Annotated in this window: 18 protein-coding genes and 1 tRNA gene; 9 read left to right on the top strand and 10 right to left on the bottom strand. The window is 71.1% G+C overall.

Annotated elements, in window-relative coordinates; all coding sequences use genetic code 11:
• Window positions 1–57 precede the first annotated feature (57 nt).
• The 6 genes from KBZ08_RS15125 to KBZ08_RS15100 form a co-directional block, all read right to left on the bottom strand.
• The gene (locus KBZ08_RS15125; protein ID WP_254974014.1) at window positions 58–759 is read right to left on the bottom strand and encodes a hypothetical protein; all 702 of its coding nucleotides are present in this window, start codon (window positions 757–759) and stop codon (window positions 58–60) included.
• A 543-nt stretch (window positions 760–1,302) separates the two neighbouring features.
• Window positions 1,303–1,379: transfer RNA gene (locus KBZ08_RS15120), tRNA-Met, on the bottom strand.
• Window positions 1,380–1,443: 64 nt separating this feature from the next.
• Window positions 1,444–2,427 carry an asparaginase gene (locus KBZ08_RS15115; protein ID WP_106222698.1) on the bottom strand — a complete coding sequence of 328 codons (984 nt, stop codon included), beginning with the start codon at window positions 2,425–2,427 and terminating at the stop codon, window positions 1,444–1,446.
• Between the two features lie 31 nt (window positions 2,428–2,458).
• Complete coding sequence (locus tag KBZ08_RS15110; protein WP_254974011.1) at window positions 2,459–2,977, bottom strand: CGLD27 family protein; 519 nt, start codon at window positions 2,975–2,977, stop codon at window positions 2,459–2,461.
• 11 nt (window positions 2,978–2,988) lie between these two features.
• On the bottom strand, window positions 2,989–3,375 hold the full coding sequence (gene rsfS, locus KBZ08_RS15105; RefSeq protein WP_106222700.1) for a ribosome silencing factor: 387 nt from the start codon (window positions 3,373–3,375) through the stop codon (window positions 2,989–2,991).
• The gene (locus KBZ08_RS15100) at window positions 3,368–4,003 is read right to left on the bottom strand and encodes a DUF3318 domain-containing protein (RefSeq protein WP_015108460.1); all 636 of its coding nucleotides are present in this window, start codon (window positions 4,001–4,003) and stop codon (window positions 3,368–3,370) included. Before KBZ08_RS15100 ends, rsfS begins: the two co-directional genes overlap by 8 nt.
• Before the next feature lie 122 nt (window positions 4,004–4,125).
• On the opposite strand from KBZ08_RS15100, the gene carB reads away from it, so the two are divergent.
• Window positions 4,126–7,449 carry a carbamoyl-phosphate synthase large subunit gene (gene carB, locus KBZ08_RS15095; protein ID WP_254974008.1) on the top strand — a complete coding sequence of 1,108 codons (3,324 nt, stop codon included), beginning with the start codon at window positions 4,126–4,128 and terminating at the stop codon, window positions 7,447–7,449.
• Between the two features lie 22 nt (window positions 7,450–7,471).
• Window positions 7,472–8,149, top strand: coding sequence for a DUF3386 domain-containing protein (locus KBZ08_RS15090; protein ID WP_254974007.1), 678 nt, complete (start codon window positions 7,472–7,474; stop codon window positions 8,147–8,149).
• Window positions 8,150–8,161: 12 nt separating this feature from the next.
• On the opposite strand, the gene KBZ08_RS15085 is transcribed toward KBZ08_RS15090, so the two are convergent.
• Together KBZ08_RS15085 and KBZ08_RS15080 are read right to left on the bottom strand one after the other, a co-directional pair.
• A complete protein-coding gene (locus KBZ08_RS15085; protein ID WP_015108457.1) occupies window positions 8,162–8,392 on the bottom strand; it encodes a DUF6447 family protein in 231 nt (76 codons plus the stop codon).
• 71 nt (window positions 8,393–8,463) lie between these two features.
• Window positions 8,464–10,203, bottom strand: coding sequence for an ABC transporter ATP-binding protein (locus KBZ08_RS15080; RefSeq protein ID WP_254974005.1), 1,740 nt, complete (start codon window positions 10,201–10,203; stop codon window positions 8,464–8,466).
• Window positions 10,204–10,243: 40 nt separating this feature from the next.
• Here KBZ08_RS15080 and KBZ08_RS15075 point away from each other — a divergent pair, with 40 nt between their 5' ends.
• The 3 genes from KBZ08_RS15075 to folP are packed head-to-tail and all read left to right on the top strand — an operon-like array spanning window position 10,244 to window position 12,123.
• The gene (locus KBZ08_RS15075) at window positions 10,244–10,462 is read left to right on the top strand and encodes an RNA-binding S4 domain-containing protein (protein WP_159816357.1); all 219 of its coding nucleotides are present in this window, start codon (window positions 10,244–10,246) and stop codon (window positions 10,460–10,462) included.
• Between the two features lie 10 nt (window positions 10,463–10,472).
• On the top strand, window positions 10,473–11,234 hold the full coding sequence (gene tpiA, locus KBZ08_RS15070) for a triose-phosphate isomerase (protein ID WP_015108454.1): 762 nt from the start codon (window positions 10,473–10,475) through the stop codon (window positions 11,232–11,234).
• Window positions 11,235–11,259: 25 nt separating this feature from the next.
• Entirely contained in the window at window positions 11,260–12,123 is an 864-nt protein-coding gene (gene folP, locus KBZ08_RS15065; protein WP_254974000.1) for a dihydropteroate synthase, read from the top strand.
• A 24-nt stretch (window positions 12,124–12,147) separates the two neighbouring features.
• Here the strand turns inward: folP and KBZ08_RS15060 are convergent, their stop codons facing one another.
• Complete coding sequence (locus KBZ08_RS15060; RefSeq protein ID WP_254973998.1) at window positions 12,148–12,429, bottom strand: hypothetical protein; 282 nt, start codon at window positions 12,427–12,429, stop codon at window positions 12,148–12,150.
• Window positions 12,430–12,566: 137 nt separating this feature from the next.
• On the opposite strand from KBZ08_RS15060, the gene KBZ08_RS15055 reads away from it, so the two are divergent.
• On the top strand, window positions 12,567–12,770 hold the full coding sequence (locus tag KBZ08_RS15055) for a hypothetical protein (RefSeq protein ID WP_106222707.1): 204 nt from the start codon (window positions 12,567–12,569) through the stop codon (window positions 12,768–12,770).
• 19 nt (window positions 12,771–12,789) lie between these two features.
• On the opposite strand, the gene KBZ08_RS15050 is transcribed toward KBZ08_RS15055, so the two are convergent.
• Window positions 12,790–13,281, bottom strand: coding sequence for a LexA family transcriptional regulator (locus tag KBZ08_RS15050; RefSeq protein WP_106222708.1), 492 nt, complete (start codon window positions 13,279–13,281; stop codon window positions 12,790–12,792).
• Window positions 13,282–13,372: 91 nt separating this feature from the next.
• On the opposite strand from KBZ08_RS15050, the gene KBZ08_RS15045 reads away from it, so the two are divergent.
• The 3 genes from KBZ08_RS15045 to KBZ08_RS15035 form a co-directional block, all read left to right on the top strand.
• Window positions 13,373–13,915, top strand: a complete 543-nt coding sequence (locus KBZ08_RS15045) for a cupin domain-containing protein (protein WP_254973996.1) — start codon at window positions 13,373–13,375, stop codon at window positions 13,913–13,915.
• A 71-nt stretch (window positions 13,916–13,986) separates the two neighbouring features.
• Complete coding sequence (locus KBZ08_RS15040; protein ID WP_181280201.1) at window positions 13,987–14,304, top strand: hypothetical protein; 318 nt, start codon at window positions 13,987–13,989, stop codon at window positions 14,302–14,304.
• 61 nt (window positions 14,305–14,365) lie between these two features.
• Window positions 14,366–14,692 (top strand): DUF4912 domain-containing protein (locus KBZ08_RS15035; protein WP_254973994.1); only part of this gene is annotated, 327 nt, incomplete at its 3' end.

The following is a 14,692-nucleotide window of genomic DNA, read 5'->3' as shown; positions in this document are numbered from 1 at the left end:
GGTCCCGGCATCATGCAGGAGCGGCTGGTGAGCCTCCGCCCCCCGGGGGCACCGGTGTCAGTCGTTGAGCAGGTGGCGCATCACCCGCGGGTTGGCCCGCAGCGATCTGGCCAGCAGAGAGAAGCCGGACTCCCTGCCCTGGCTGGTGCGACAGCCGTGGAGCACCGTGGCCGACGCCAGGATCATCAGATCCAGCAGGGTGTGCAGATTGGTCTCGTGTCGATCCAGAGCATTGGTGAAATGCAGGGGCCGGCCACCGGTATCCGGCACCCCATGGACGACGATCAGCCGGTCCTTCCAGAACTCCCGCGCATAGGCGAGGCAACGATGGTCATCGGTGCAGACGATGACCTTGTGGGATGGGAGGACCTGGATGGTCCGGAAGAAAGAAACGTAGTCGGTTGTCAGATCCGTGTTTCGAATGTGGATCGCCTCGTAGGTCCCCAGTTCGCCCAGGAGTCTTCGGATCTTGGCCTGCAGTTCAGGAAGAAGGCGCAGATGCCGGAGAGCCTTGATCGCGTCGAGCCCGCCGCCGCACTGCTCGTGGACAAGAATCTCCTCGGGATGGCTGTCGCTGAAATCAAAGGACAGGGGCTCCTGCGTCTGCCTGTCGACGAAATTGTTGATGGTCCGGCTGTAGGCGGGCTCGTAGGTGTCAAGGCGACCCTGGAGGCAGGCCGGCAGGCAGGAGCGGCCGGAAAGAGCCTGGGGCGGCCAGCCGAAAATGAAATGGCCGTCGGTCCGAAACCAGTGGCTCATGCAGTCGTGCCACCCCGAACGTCGCGTGTCGACCCACAGGTCTCTGTCGTGGAAGAGAGAGTAGATGCGACACCGATGGATCTGGCAGAGGATGTCGTTGAGCCCGCCCCGGGGTCGGCAGAGCAGCAACTTGCGATGGCGAACTCTCCAGTGTCGACCCAGGATGACCCGGGCAATGGCATCCTTTACTTTGTATCTATAAGGTATACGCATGACGGCATTCCCGTGCTTGCAAGCTAGCAGCCATGGCTGTTGCCAGTCATCCTGAAGGCGGCATGGCCTGACTGTCGTTGTGCCTCACCGGAGTACGTCCTTCTCGCAGTCCGTGCTGATTCCCGAATGTTCGGACCGCCGCAATGCCTGACCAGGGAATGCCTGCGTCTGGGACTGCGGCACGGTGGGGGCGCCGGCCGAGGCCGTCCAGGGCCCGGGCCGCCTACCTCAGGTCAGACCCCAGGACGCCGACAACAACGTGTCAAAAACACAACCCCCCAGCCAAGGACTGGGGGGTTGGTGGGGAACCCTCGGGAGGGTCACCGGAGTTGGTGGCGGGGAGGAGATTTGAACTCCTGACCTTCGGGTTATGAGCCCGACGAGCTACCAGACTGCTCTACCCCGCGTCGCACACGTGGTCGGCGGATGTCCGCGTCGTACCTGTGAATTGTATCAGTCGATGCCCCCGCCTCAGGGGCGGGCCCCGTCGAAGCGCAGCTCACCGATCACCTCCAGGCGCAGGTGGTCGGCCGGTGCCAGATAGCGCTGGCGCAGCTCCACCAGGGTGGTGGGGGTGAGCCACTCAAGCTGCTCGAGCAGGTGCAGGGCCACGGCCTGCTTGGCCCGCCGGGCTCCGTCGTCCACCTTGATGGCCACCCCCATGCCCTCGCCCACCCGGCTGAGGCACTGGATGCCTTCGGCGCCCCCCTTGCTCAGCACCTGGCCGTGGGCCAGGCGCATCAGCTCGGTGTCGAACTGCCCGTCCCCGGCGATCAGATCCGGGTGGGCGAGCATCGCCCGGCTGAGCCGCTCCAGGTCGGCCTGCTCCCCGCTGCCGAGGTGGGCGAACAGCAGGGCCATCTGGGCCAGCTGCAGCTGCAGGGTGGGGGCGCCGCAGTCGTCGCGGGCGCTGATCAGTTCGGCCCCCGGCAGCCCCAGCAGCTCACCGACCCGCTTGAGGACCGCCTGCTGCAGGGGATGGTCGGCCTGGAGGTAGCTCTCGAGCGGCCAGTGCATCTGCCGACAGGCGGCCAGGAAGGCCGCGTGCTTGCCCGAGCAGTTGTGCTCCAACGGACTGCTGGCGCCGGCGGGGGTGGGGCACTGGAGGTCCTCGGTGTCGAGTTCCGCACCCCAGAGCAGCTTGAACGCCTCCCGGGCATGCAGGGCGGTGCCGGCATGGGAGGCGCAGGCGATCGCCAGGCCCCGCTCGCCGGCCCCCATCCGGTCGGCGGCGCCGCTGCCCACGAACACGGTGGCCTGGAAGGGCTTGAGGGCGGAACGCACGAAGCTCAGCTGCTGGGGGTCGCCGGCGCGCATCAGCACCCGGCCCCGCTGGTCGCAGACCACCGCGTGCACCCGGTGCCGCGACTCGACGATGCCGTTGCGCAGCAGGCGGACCTCCAGGGGGGGAATGCCGGGGCGGCCCGGGCCGGCGAAGCTGGAGGACAGGGTCATGGGGGAGGAAGCGGATCCGCGGAGGCCGACCTCAGAGAGCCTGGCAGAGCCCCGACCCGAGCAGCATCAGGGTGATGGCGATGGCGACCGCCTGGCGCAGGCGGGTCAGCACCGGCTGCACCTGGTGGCGGGCCACCAGCAGATCCTGCTGGCGCCAGGTGATCGGTTTCTCCCACACCTGGCCGTCGTACCAGCCCGATTCCTCGTACTCCACCCGCTCCGAGACCAGTCGCTTCTGCACGTAGGTCCAGCCGAGCCACTGGCGCAGCAGCAGCACCATGGGCAGCAGCACGGCGGCGGTGGCCGCGGCGATCACCAGCCGGACGGGCTCATGGCGGAGCGTCAGGCTGCCGCTGGCCACCAGCAGCGCCGGGGGGAAGGAGAGCAGCCAGGCAAGGCCCAGGGCCCGCCACAGACCCGCCGGGCCATGGGCGGGCCAGTGGAAGAACCAGGAGCGGCTGAGCTGGTCGTACTCCTGCAGCGGCCGCTGGGCCGGCGGCACCGGGCAGGGGGTGTCCTGGCTGGGCAGGCTCGGAACGCCGGCGGCCATCGCTGCGCCCCTCAGCCGGCGACCGGGCCGGCGCCGCCCACCTCAAGGGGGGCACCGACGTAACGCTCCTGCTCGCCGTGGCCCCAGAAGGACTCGAGGTCGTAGTAGCTGCGCTCCTGGGGGGTGAGCACGTGCACGATCAGCTCGCCGTAATCCAGCAGCACCCAGCGGCCCTCGCTCTGGCCCTCGCGCCGCAGGGGCAGGCGCGAAGCGTCGGTTTCCAGCCGGTCTTCGACGGAGCGGGCGATGGCCCGCACCTGCACGTCGCTGAGGCCGCTGCAGATCACGAACCAGTCGGCCAGGGAGGACACCTCATCGACCCGGATCAGGCGGATGTCGACGGCCTTGCGGTCGTCACAGGCTTCGGCGGCCAGCAGGGCCAGGTCGCGGCTATCCATAGACGTTCTCGCTGGTGACCGACTGGCGCGAGCCCTGCTGCTGGGCCATTTCGGCCCGGGCCTTGCCGGCGCTCTTGCGCAGGGCCTCGAGGCGGTCCTCGTAGAAGGTGCGGCGGCGCTTCTTGCGGGTCTGCTCCACCAGCTCCTTGAGGGCGCCCCCCAGGCTCTTGTAGGCGTTGGGCAGGCTGTAGCCGAAGCGGCAGGCCAGGTCGATGGCCCGCTCGTCGGCCAGGATCGCGTCCTGGAGACGCTTCTCGGAGTTGTTCTTGAGGTAGAGGCGGTAGCCGGCGAAGCCTGAGAGCCCCAAAGCCATCACCAGCAGCAGGCCGTCCTGCACCCACAGCTCGCCGATGGCACCGCCCAGGCCGATGGCCAGGGCGGCCATCTCCCAGCCGTCCCGGGGGATGGCGTCGTTCTGGATGCGGCCCACCTCGTGCCAGAAGAGCAGGTTGCGGTGATCCAGGGCGAGGGCGTCCCATTTCTCCAGATCGACCTGGATCTCCACCTCATCGCGGCCGATCTCCTCGATGGTGATCAGGGGCGGATCGACGGAGGCGGCCGCTTCCACGAACACCCAGCTCTGCATCTCAGGGGGCAGCAACCCCTTCAGGCGCTGGAGTTCGCTCATCGGCGGCGTCTCGGGCGAAGGTATCCCGTCAGATTAGCGATTGCCTGCGGTGGAAGCGGCGCCGGCAGGCCGGTCGGGACGGCGACCGTGAGAGGCTGGGCGGGTTTGCCCGACCACGCCCTATGCCCCGCCGCACGGATCTGAGGCGCATCCTGCTGCTGGGGTCGGGACCGATCGTGATCGGCCAGGCCTGCGAGTTCGACTATTCCGGCACCCAGGCCTGCAAGGCCCTGCGGGCCGAGGGCTACGAGGTGGTGCTGGTGAACTCCAACCCGGCCTCGATCATGACCGACCCGGACCTGGCGGATCGCACCTACATCGAGCCCCTGACCCCCGAGGTGGTGGCCCGGGTGATCGAGGTGGAACGCCCCGATGCCCTGCTGCCCACCATGGGCGGCCAGACCGCCCTCAACCTTGCGGTCGCCCTGGCGGAGAACGGCACCCTGGCGGCCTACGGCGTCGAGCTGATCGGCGCCGATCTGGCGGCGATCCGCAAGGCGGAGGACCGGCTGCTGTTCAAGGAGGCGATGGCCCGCATCGGCGTGGCCGTCTGTCCGTCCGGGATCGCTAACGACCTCGAGGAGGCGATCCGGGTGGGCGATGCGATCGGCACCTACCCGCGCATCATCCGGCCGGCCTTCACCCTGGGGGGATCGGGCGGCGGCATCGCCTACAACCCGGAGGAATTCCAGGCCTTCTGCAAGAGCGGCCTCGAGGCCAGCCCCGTCTCCCAGATCCTGATCGAGAAATCCCTGCTGGGCTGGAAGGAGTTCGAGCTGGAGGTGATGCGCGACACCGCCGACAACGTGGTGATCGTCTGCTCGATCGAAAACCTCGACCCGATGGGGGTCCACACCGGTGATTCGATCACCGTCGCCCCCGCCCAGACCCTCACCGACCGGGAGTACCAGCGGCTGCGCGACCAGTCGATCGCCATCATCCGCGAGATCGGTGTCGACACCGGTGGCAGCAACATCCAGTTCGCCATCAATCCCGCCAACGGGGACGTGGTGGTGATCGAGATGAACCCCCGGGTCAGTCGCAGCTCGGCCCTGGCCAGCAAGGCCACCGGCTTCCCGATCGCCAAGATCGCCGCCCGCCTGGCGGTGGGCTACACCCTCGACGAGATCGTCAACGACATCACCGGGGCCACGCCGGCCTGTTTCGAACCGACGATCGACTACGTCGTCACCAAGATCCCCCGTTTCGCCTTCGAGAAGTTCCGCGGCTCGCCGGCGGTGCTCACCACCTCGATGAAGTCGGTGGGGGAGGCCATGGCCATCGGCCGCAGCTTCGAGGAATCCTTCCAGAAGGCCCTGCGCTCCCTGGAGACGGGCCATGCGGGCTGGGGCTGCGACCGCCCCGATCCCCCCCAGGATCCCGCCGACCTGGAGCGGCAGCTGCGCATCCCCTCCCCGGACCGGATCCATGCGGTGCGCGCCGCCATGGTGGCCGGCCGCAGCGACGACGAGATCCACCGGCTCAGCGCCATCGACCCCTGGTTCCTGGCCAAGCTGCGCCGCATCCTGACGGTCGAAACCACCCTGCTGCGGGGCCGTTCCCTTGAGGCCATCGACGCCGGAGCCTTCCTGGAGCTCAAGCAGACCGGCTTCTCCGACCGCCAGATCGCCTGGGCCACCGGCAGCGACGAACTCACGGTGCGCCGCCGGCGCCAGGCCCTGGGGGTGCGGGCCGTGTTCAAGACGGTTGACACCTGCGCCGCCGAATTCGCCTCCTCCACGCCGTACCACTACGCCACCTACGAGCGGCCCCTGGAACGGCTTGAGGCCGATGGCTCCCTCACCCTGCTGGCGCCCGAGGACGAGGTGACCCCCGAGACCCGCCGCAAGGTGATGATCCTGGGGGGCGGCCCCAACCGCATCGGCCAGGGGATCGAGTTCGACTACTGCTGCTGCCACGCCTCCTTCGCCCTGCGGCAGGCCGGGTTCGCCACCGTGATGGTGAACAGCAACCCGGAAACCGTCTCCACCGACTACGACACCAGCGATCGCCTGTACTTCGAGCCCCTCACCCTGGAGGACGTGCTCAATGTCATCGAGGCGGAGAAACCCGAGGGGGTGATTGTCCAGTTCGGCGGCCAGACGCCCCTGAAGCTGGCGATCCCCCTGCTGCGCTGGCTGGAGAGCGAGGAGGGCCGCGCCACCGGCACCCGGCTCTGGGGCACCTCGCCCGAATCGATCGACCGGGCCGAGGACCGGGAGCAGTTCGAGGCGATCCTGCGGCGCCTGAAGATTCGCCAGCCCCGCAACGGCCTGGCCCGCAACGACGGCGAGGCCCGCGCGGTGGCGGCGGCCGTCGGCTACCCCGTCGTGGTGCGCCCCAGCTACGTGCTGGGCGGCCGGGCGATGGAGGTGGTCTTCGACGAGGAAGAACTGAACCGCTACATGGTGGAGGCGGTGCAGGTGGAGCCTGACCATCCGGTGCTGATCGACCAGTACCTGGAGAACGCCATCGAGGTGGACGTGGACGCCCTCTGCGACCGGGAGGGGACGGTGGTGATCGGCGGCCTGATGGAGCACATCGAGCCGGCCGGCATCCACTCCGGCGACTCGGCCTGCGCCCTGCCCTCGGTGTCGCTGGGGCCCGAGGCCCTGGCCACGATCCGCCGCTGGAGCACGGAGCTGGCCCTGGCGCTGGAGGTGCGCGGCCTGATCAACCTCCAGTTCGCGGTGCAGAACGACGGCGCCGGCAACGAAACGGTGTTCATCATCGAGGCCAACCCGCGGGCGTCCCGCACCGTGCCTTTCGTGGCCAAGGCCACCGGCGTGCCCCTGGCCAAGATCGCCAGCCAGCTGATGGCCGGCCGCACCCTGACGGAGCTGGGCCTGCTGGCGGAGCCGCGGCCGCCGCGGCAGACCGTGAAGGAGGCGGTGCTGCCCTTCAAGCGCTTCCCCGGCGCCGACACCCTGCTGGGGCCGGAGATGCGCTCCACCGGCGAGGTGATGGGGATCGCCGCCAGCTTCGGTCTCGCCTACGCCAAGGCCGAACTCGCCGCCGGTGAGCCCCTGCCCACCAGCGGCAGCGTGTTCCTCTCCACCCACGACCGCGACAAGCCCGCCCTGGTGCCGGTGGCCCGCGCCCTGCTGGCGGCGGGATTCACCCTCACCGCCACCAACGGCACCGCCGCGATGCTCAGTCAGGCCGGCCTGGCGGTGGAGCCGGTGCTGAAGGTTCACGAGGGCCGGCCCAACATCGAGGATGCGATCCGCTCCGGCCTGGTGCAGCTGGTGGTCAACACACCGGTGGGCCGCCAGGCCGCCCACGACGACCGCTACCTGCGCCTGGCCGCCCTCGACTACGCCGTGCCCACCGTCACCACCATGGCGGCGGCCCGGGCCGCCGTGGAGGCCATCGCCGCCCTGCAGCAGCAGCAGCAGGTGGAGGTGGCGGCCCTGCAGGACATCCACCCGCCCTGGGTAGGGTGATCGCCCGATCGCCTGTGACCCTGTGACCAGCACCCTGGCCGCCCAGCCCATCGCCCCCGGCACCGACCTGCGCGAGGCCTTCCGCGCCGCCTACGAGAACCGCTACACCTGGGAGCCGGGCTTCGGCGGCTATGGCGGCCGTTGCGTCTGGGAGCAGGACGACCGGCGCTTCGAGGGCACCTTCCAGGTGGGCGCCGATCTCAAGGCGACGGTGGAGGGCATCGCCGACGAGGAGGTGCACAAGGCGGTCGCCTCCCAGTTGTGGGAGGTGGCGATCCACCGGGTGCGGCGTCCCTTCGAGCAGACCCACGGCGCCAACACCTTCACCGCCGGCGGGACCGATGCGGTGGGAACCGAGGTGATCATGGGCGGCAAGGCCGAGGGCGACCGCTACCGCATCAAGGACAACGTGGTGACGATGGTGCACCGCCACATCCACGGCACCGTGGTGACGATCTTCACCGAGAGCGTCACCGACACCGGCAGCGGCTACCTCAGCCACACCTACACGAGCCGCTACAGCGACCCCGCCACCGGCGAGGCCCGCGGCGGCACCAGCCGGTTCACCGACACCTTCGTGCCCCTGGCGGGCGAGGGCCCCTGGGTGCTGAGCGAGCGGGTGGTGGAGACGGAGGCCCATGGCGACACGCCGGCCGGCCGCCAGGTGTTCCGCTTCGAGGACCTGGCGCCCCTGGGCTGACCCCCGGCGGCCTCAGGCCGGCTCCTCCAGGGTGGGGATGCCCTGGAGGCGCTCGTTCAGCTGCATGGCCATGGCCTGGCGGCCCACCGCCAGCACCTTGAGGGTGTCTTCATGCATGCGCAGCTGGGCATCGGCCACCTGCATCCCCCGCACCATCTCCTTGACGTCGTCGGGCAGGCCGTTGAGGTCGTAACGCTTGCCTTCGAAGGTCAGCACGGGGGGCTGCTGGCTGGGGGTCTGCAAGGCTCTGGACTCGGTGCGGAGCCAGCGTAGGTGGCAGGACCGCCGGCTCCCGGCGGGGACGACGCCTGCCTTCAGGCTTCCAGGCGGATGAACTGACGTTCGCAGAGCTCGCGGTAGCGGCCGCCGCTGGCCATCAGTTCGTCGTGGCTGCCCTGCTGGACGATGCGGCCGCCGTCGAGCACCACGATTAGATCGGCCTCCTGCACCGTGGCGAGGCGGTGGGCGATCACCAGCACGGTGCGGCCCGCCATGGCCTGCTGCAGGCCCTGCTGCACGGCCTCCTCGGCCTCCGCATCCAGGGCGCTGGTGGCCTCATCGAGGAGCATCACCGCCGGGTTTCCCAGCACGGCCCGGGCGATCGCCAGGCGCTGCAGCTGGCCACCGGAGAAGTTGCTGCCCCGCTCCTCGAGGCGGCTGTCGTAGCCGCCCGGCAGGCTCTCGATGAAGTCGGCCGCATTGGCCAGCCGGGCCGCCTGGCGGATCTGCTCGGCGCTGGCGGGACGCCCGAAGGCGATCGCCTCGGCCACCGTGCCGGAGAAGACGCTGCTCTGCTGGGGCACCAGGGCCACGGCCCGACGCAGGTCCCGGGCCCGCAGGTCGGCCAGGTTCTGGCCATCCAGCAGCACCCGGCCGCTCTGGGCGGTGTTGAAGCGCAGCAGCAGGGAGAACAGGGTGCTCTTGCCGGCGCCGGAGGGCCCCACCAGGGCCACCACCTGGCCCGGACGGATGTGGAGATCCAGCTGGCGCAGCACCGGACTGCCGCTCTGGTAGCCGAAGCTCACCCCGTCCAGCACCAGCTCCCCGGACACGCGCCCCAGGGGCCTGGCATCGGGGTGGTCGGGCGGTTCCACCGGCTCGTTCTCGATCGCCCGCAGCCGCCGCAGCGAGGCCTGGCCCTGCTGGAACTCGTTGAAGTTGGTGGTCAGGTGGGAGATCGGATCGATCAGCATCAGCAGCGCCGCCACATAGCTGCTGAAGCCCTGGCTGTCGAGGCCGCCGGCCTTGATCCGGGCCGCCCCGATCAGCAGCACCGAGAGGATCCCGGCCGCTTCGATGAAGCCCACCACCGGATGCTGCAGCGCCAGCAGCTCCAGGGTGCGATAGCGGGCGCGGCGGTGCAGGTCGATCTCGGTGTCGAAGCGCTCCTGCAGCCAGGGTTCGGCGGCGAAGGCCCGCACCAGGGGCAGGCCGCCGATCGCCTCGCCCAGCAGGGCCGCCAGGTCGCTCACCTGCTTCTGGCTGCGCTCGGCGGCGGTCATCACCCGGGCCCCGAAGGCGCTCACCATCAGCGCCACCAGCGGCGCCAGCAGCAGGGTGGCCAGGGCCAGGGGCCAGTCGAGCCAGATCATGTAGCCCAGCACCACCACCAGCTGCAGGGCGCTGGGGGTGGTGTCCTGGATCGTCTTGTAGATCACCTCCCCGACCCGGTCGGCGTCCTCGGTGAGCCGGTAGGTGAGATCACCGGCGGAGAGTTTCTCCAGGGCGCCGAAGTCGAGCCGCTGCAGGCGGGCGAACAGCTGGCGGCGCAGCTCCTGGCTGACCCGCAGGGCCGGGCCCGCCAGCAGGGTGTCCTGGCCGAACTGGGCAATCTTCTGCACCAGGAACACCGCCAGGGCCGCCGCCACGCTGCGCAGCACCTTGCTGAAGTCGCCGGCGCCGATGGCCGGGATCAGCTGGCCGGCGAGCCAGGCCAGCAGGGGCCAGCAGCCCACGAACACCAGCATGCACAACCCCCCGAGCAGCAGGGGTCGCCGGTGGGGCTTCAGCAGCGGCCAGAGCCTGCGGAAGCCGGCCGGCGAGGGTGCAAGCATCGACGAACCCTATCAGCGCTCTCCGGGCGCCCCCCCGACGGTGAAGCTGGATCAGTTCCTCAAATGGCAGGGCCTCGTCGGCACCGGCGGCGAGGCCAAGCAGCGCATCCAGCGGGGGGACGTGAGCGTGAACGGTGCCATCGAGACCCGGCGCGGTCGCCAGCTGGCTCCCGGGGATGCGGTGGCGATCGACGGCCGGGAGGTGCTGATGCTCTCCCCGCGGCTGGAGCGCGGGGGAGACGGCGGCCCCACGCCTTAACCTGCCTCGAATGTCGCTGCCGGGAGACCACGTGCGCAAGGCCGTCATCGCAGGCAACTGGAAGATGCACATGACCTGCGCCGAGGCGCGGGCGTTTGCGGCCAGCTTCCGGCCCCTGATCGCCGATCTGCCCGACGACCGTGAGGTGGTGCTGGCCCCGCCGTTCACGGCGATCCCCACCCTCTGCCGTCACCTGGCCGGCGCCGGTGTCGCCATCGCCGGCCAGAACGTGCACTGGGAGGAGAGCGGCGCCTACACCGGCATGATCTCGGCGCCGATGCTGCTCGAGCATGGCGTCACCCACGCGATCGTGGGCCACAGCGAGCCGCGCAAGTATTTCAGCGAAACCGACGAGCAGATCAACCTGCGGGCCCGCACGGCCCAGAAGTCGGGGCTGATCCCGATCCTGTGCGTGGGCGAGAGCGACGACCAGCGCGAGGCCCGCGAGACCGAGCGGGTGATCCACCGCCAGGTGGAGCAGGGGCTGGAGGGCATCGACCCCCTGCGCCTGATCGTGGCCTACGAGCCCATCTGGGCCATCGGCACCGGCAAGACCTGCGCCGCCGAGGAGGCCAACCGCATCTGCGGCCTGATCCGCGGCTGGGTGGGCCATCCCGAGGTGGTCGTGCAGTACGGCGGTTCGGTCAACCCCGCCACCATCGACATGCTGATGGCCCAGAGCGACATCGACGGCGTGCTGGTGGGTGGTGCCTCCCTCGATCCGGTCAGCTTTGCCCGCATCGCCAACTACCAGGTGCCGGTGGCGGCCTGAGCCCCCGCCCCCCGTTCCGATCGCCGTGAGCCCCGCCGGCCCCGCCGCCGTCCCGCCCGGTTTCCGCTGGGGGGATCGCACCCTGGTGATGGGGGTCCTCAACCTCACCCCCGATTCCTTCAGCGACGGGGGCCGTTACGAGACCCCCGAAGCGGCCCTGCGCCAGGCCCGGCGGCTGCACCGCCAGGGGGCCGACCTGCTCGACCTGGGGGGGCAGAGCACTCGCCCCGGGGCGGCCGAGATCGATGCGGAGGCCGAGAAGGCCCGGGTGCTGCCCGCCCTGCGGCGGATCCTCGCCGCCCTGCCGCCCCCGGAAGCCGGCGGCCCCCTGCTCTCGATCGACACCTTCCGCGCCCCGGTGGCCGAAGCCGCCCTGGCCGCCGGAGCCCACTGGATCAACGATGTCAGCGCCGGCCGGCGCGATCCCGATCTGCTGGCGGTGGTGGCGGCCGCGGACTGCCCCTGCGTGCTGATGCACAGCCGCGGCGACAGCCGCACCATGGACGGCCTGGCCCGCTACGGCGACGTGGTTGCCGAGGTGCGGCAGGAGCTGCTGCGGGTCACCGACCGGGCCCTGGCGGCGGGGGTGCGTGCGGAGCGGATCCTCTGGGATCCGGGGCTGGGCTTCGCCAAGACCACCGCCCACAACCTCGCCCTGCTGCGGGGCCTGGACCTGCTGCGGGCCGAGGGGTTCCCCCTGCTGGTGGGGCCCTCCCGCAAGCGCTTCATCGGCAAGGTGCTGGCCGAGCCCCGCCCCCGGGCCCGCCTCTGGGGCACGGCGGCGGTCTGCGGCCAGGCCATCGCCGCCGGGGCCGATGTGCTGCGGGTGCACGACGTCGGGCCGATCGTCCAGACGGCCCGCATGGCCGATGCCCTCTGCCGCGCCTGATCCGTCCGCCGGATCCGGCGACCCTCAGTCGGCCGGTTCCTCCTGGCGCCCCGTCAGCAGGGTCTGGACCATCAGCCGCAGGGTCGCCCGGTTGCCGCCGGCGGCCCGCCAGCTCTCCAGCCACTGGAGCAGGGGGGAGGGGCTGCCCCCGTCGTCGCCCTGCTGGCCGATGCCCAGCCGTTCCAGGAAGGCGCTGGCGTCATCCAGGCAGGAGCCCCCTTCGCCGAAGCCGTCCAGGAGCGGGTCGAGGGCCGCCAGCAGGGTCTCCAGTTCGGCGGTGCTCAGCTCCGGCAGGGGCTCGATCATCGAGGCAGGTCACGGCGGCGTTGCCGCCCACCGACCCAGCATGACGCCTGGACGGCCCGTTTCCGCCGTTCCGGTGCGGCCGGCCGTCGCCGGCGCCCCTAGGCTGACCCCAGCACAGCGCCGCACCTGCCTCCACCGTGCTGAAACTCTGCCTGCAGGTGCTCGTCTGCGTCACCATCGCTCTGCGCTGCATGGTGATCTTCGGCCACCTGCGCAAGCTCTGGATGGCGGACGGACTGGCCGGTGAGTTCCGCCGCGAGCTGCGCCGCCGCGGCCTGCTGATGGCCCCGCCCGCCCTGCCCGTCGACCCCCGCGCCCTGCCCCGCCGCACCGACCCCTGACGCCGCTGCGGGACGCCGATCAATGACGCCGGGAGGGGGCGCCCGCCAGGTGATGCACGGCGTGGATCACGACCCCCCACAGCTCGGCGCCACCGCCGTCGCTTCCCTCCGCGCCGCCCCCCTCGTCGCCGGTGAGCCGCAGGGGCGGACTGGTGCCGTCGCTGGCCACCAGCCACAGCGCACCGCCGCGCCGGGCCAGCCGGCGCAGCAGGAAGGCGCCGGCATGCACCGCCACCACCACCATGCCGGGCCGGGGATCGACGCTGCGGTCGATCACCAGCAGGTCGCCGTCGACGATGCCGTCGCCCCGCATGGCATCGCCGCTGACGCGCATGAAGAAGGTGGACAGCGGGCGGGGGATCAGCTCCAGATTGAGGTCGATGCGGGCCTCCACGTAGTCGTCGGCGGGGCTGGGGAAACCGGCGCTGACCGCCTCCGTGGCCAGCAGGCAGAAGAGGGCCTCCGCCCCCTCCCGCAGGGGCAGCGGTGACTGGAGAGGCAGGGGACGCATCGGCCCGGGAGTCAAAGTAGTACGGATGTTCTACTCCGATGGGCCGTCGCCGCGGGATCATCGGCAGCGACCCTCTCGCGCCCGCCCGGCCATGCGTTCCACTCCGGAGGCGCTGATCGCCCGCCTCGACCTGCGGCCCCACCCGGAGGGGGGCTGGTACCGGGAGCTGCACCGCTCACCCGGCCAGGTGCACCGGGCCGGGGACGGACGGCAGCGCGCCGGACTCACGGTGATCGCCTTCCTGCTGGCCGAGGGCCAGCTCAGCCGCTGGCATCAGGTGGCGGGGGCGGATGAGGTCTGGCACCACGCCGGCGGCGACCCCCTCGACCTCTGGCGGCTGCCGTCGCAGGGTGGCACGGCCGAGCGACTGTGGCTGGGCCCGCTCGCCGCCACGGACGCCGCCGGTGACACGACCGCAGACACGGCCGGTGACGCCGCCGCTGCGGCGGGGGATCCGGGCGCCGGCCCCCTGCAGATCGTGCCGGCGCTCTGGTGGCAGGCGGCCCGAAGCCGGGGGCGGTGGAGTCTGGTGCACTGCTGCGTGGGGCCGGGCTTCGCGTTCGAGGACTTCCGTCTGATGGCCGATCTCCCCCCGGCCGAGCGGCCCGCCGGCGCCGATCCGACGCTGCTCTAGGCCATTCCGTCACCATGGGGGCCTGATGGATCGGGTGAGGGATGGGCTGTCCGAGGTGCGGCAGTTGGGCCGTGCGGGCCGACCGCAGCCTGGCGGGTCGCATGGTCTGTGCCCGTTGCGGAGAGCCGCTGGGCATCGGCAGGGCCCGCCGGGCCGCTGACGGCACGCGCCGCCGGGGGCAGGGGGGCCGCAGCGCCTTGGTCCTGCCGCGTCGCTGGCGCCTCTGGCTGCTGGTGGGGGGACTGCTGGCGGTCTCGGCCGTGCTGGCGTCCGTGCCGGAACGCCCGACCCGGCCCCCGGAGCGGCGGGGTGCCGAACCCATGCGGGGGGTGGTGCTGCTGCCGCCGCCGGCGGATCCGGCCCGTTCCGGGGGTGTTGCGATCCGCTGACAGGACTGATCCCGCCCAGATCCCATCGGCGATCATGGGCTGTAACGATTCTTGAAATAGCATGGCCAGGACCAACCCGCTCGCGAACCTGGCCAGCCTCAGCATGCGCCAGCTGCGCGAGCTCGCCAGAACCCTGGGGATCCAGCGCTACAGCGCCCAGGACAGGGACGCGCTGGCCGAGTCCATCGCCGATCGCTCCGGTGAGGACGTCGCAACGGCGGCGGCGGTGAGGCCCGCGGCCGATCTGCGGCCGGTGGCCGCCATCGAGGCCGAGATGGCTCCGGCGCCGCGGCCGGCGGCCGAAACCCGCGTCGTCTTCCTGCCCCGCGATCCCCAGTGGGCCTACGTCTTCTGGGACATCTCCGAAGACGACCGTTCCGACGCCCTG

The organism is Cyanobium sp. Candia 9D4 (assembly GCF_024346155.1).
Lineage (GTDB): Bacteria > Cyanobacteriota > Cyanobacteriia > PCC-6307 > Cyanobiaceae > Cyanobium > Cyanobium minutissimum.
This window is presented reverse-complemented; position numbering and strand designations above follow the sequence as displayed.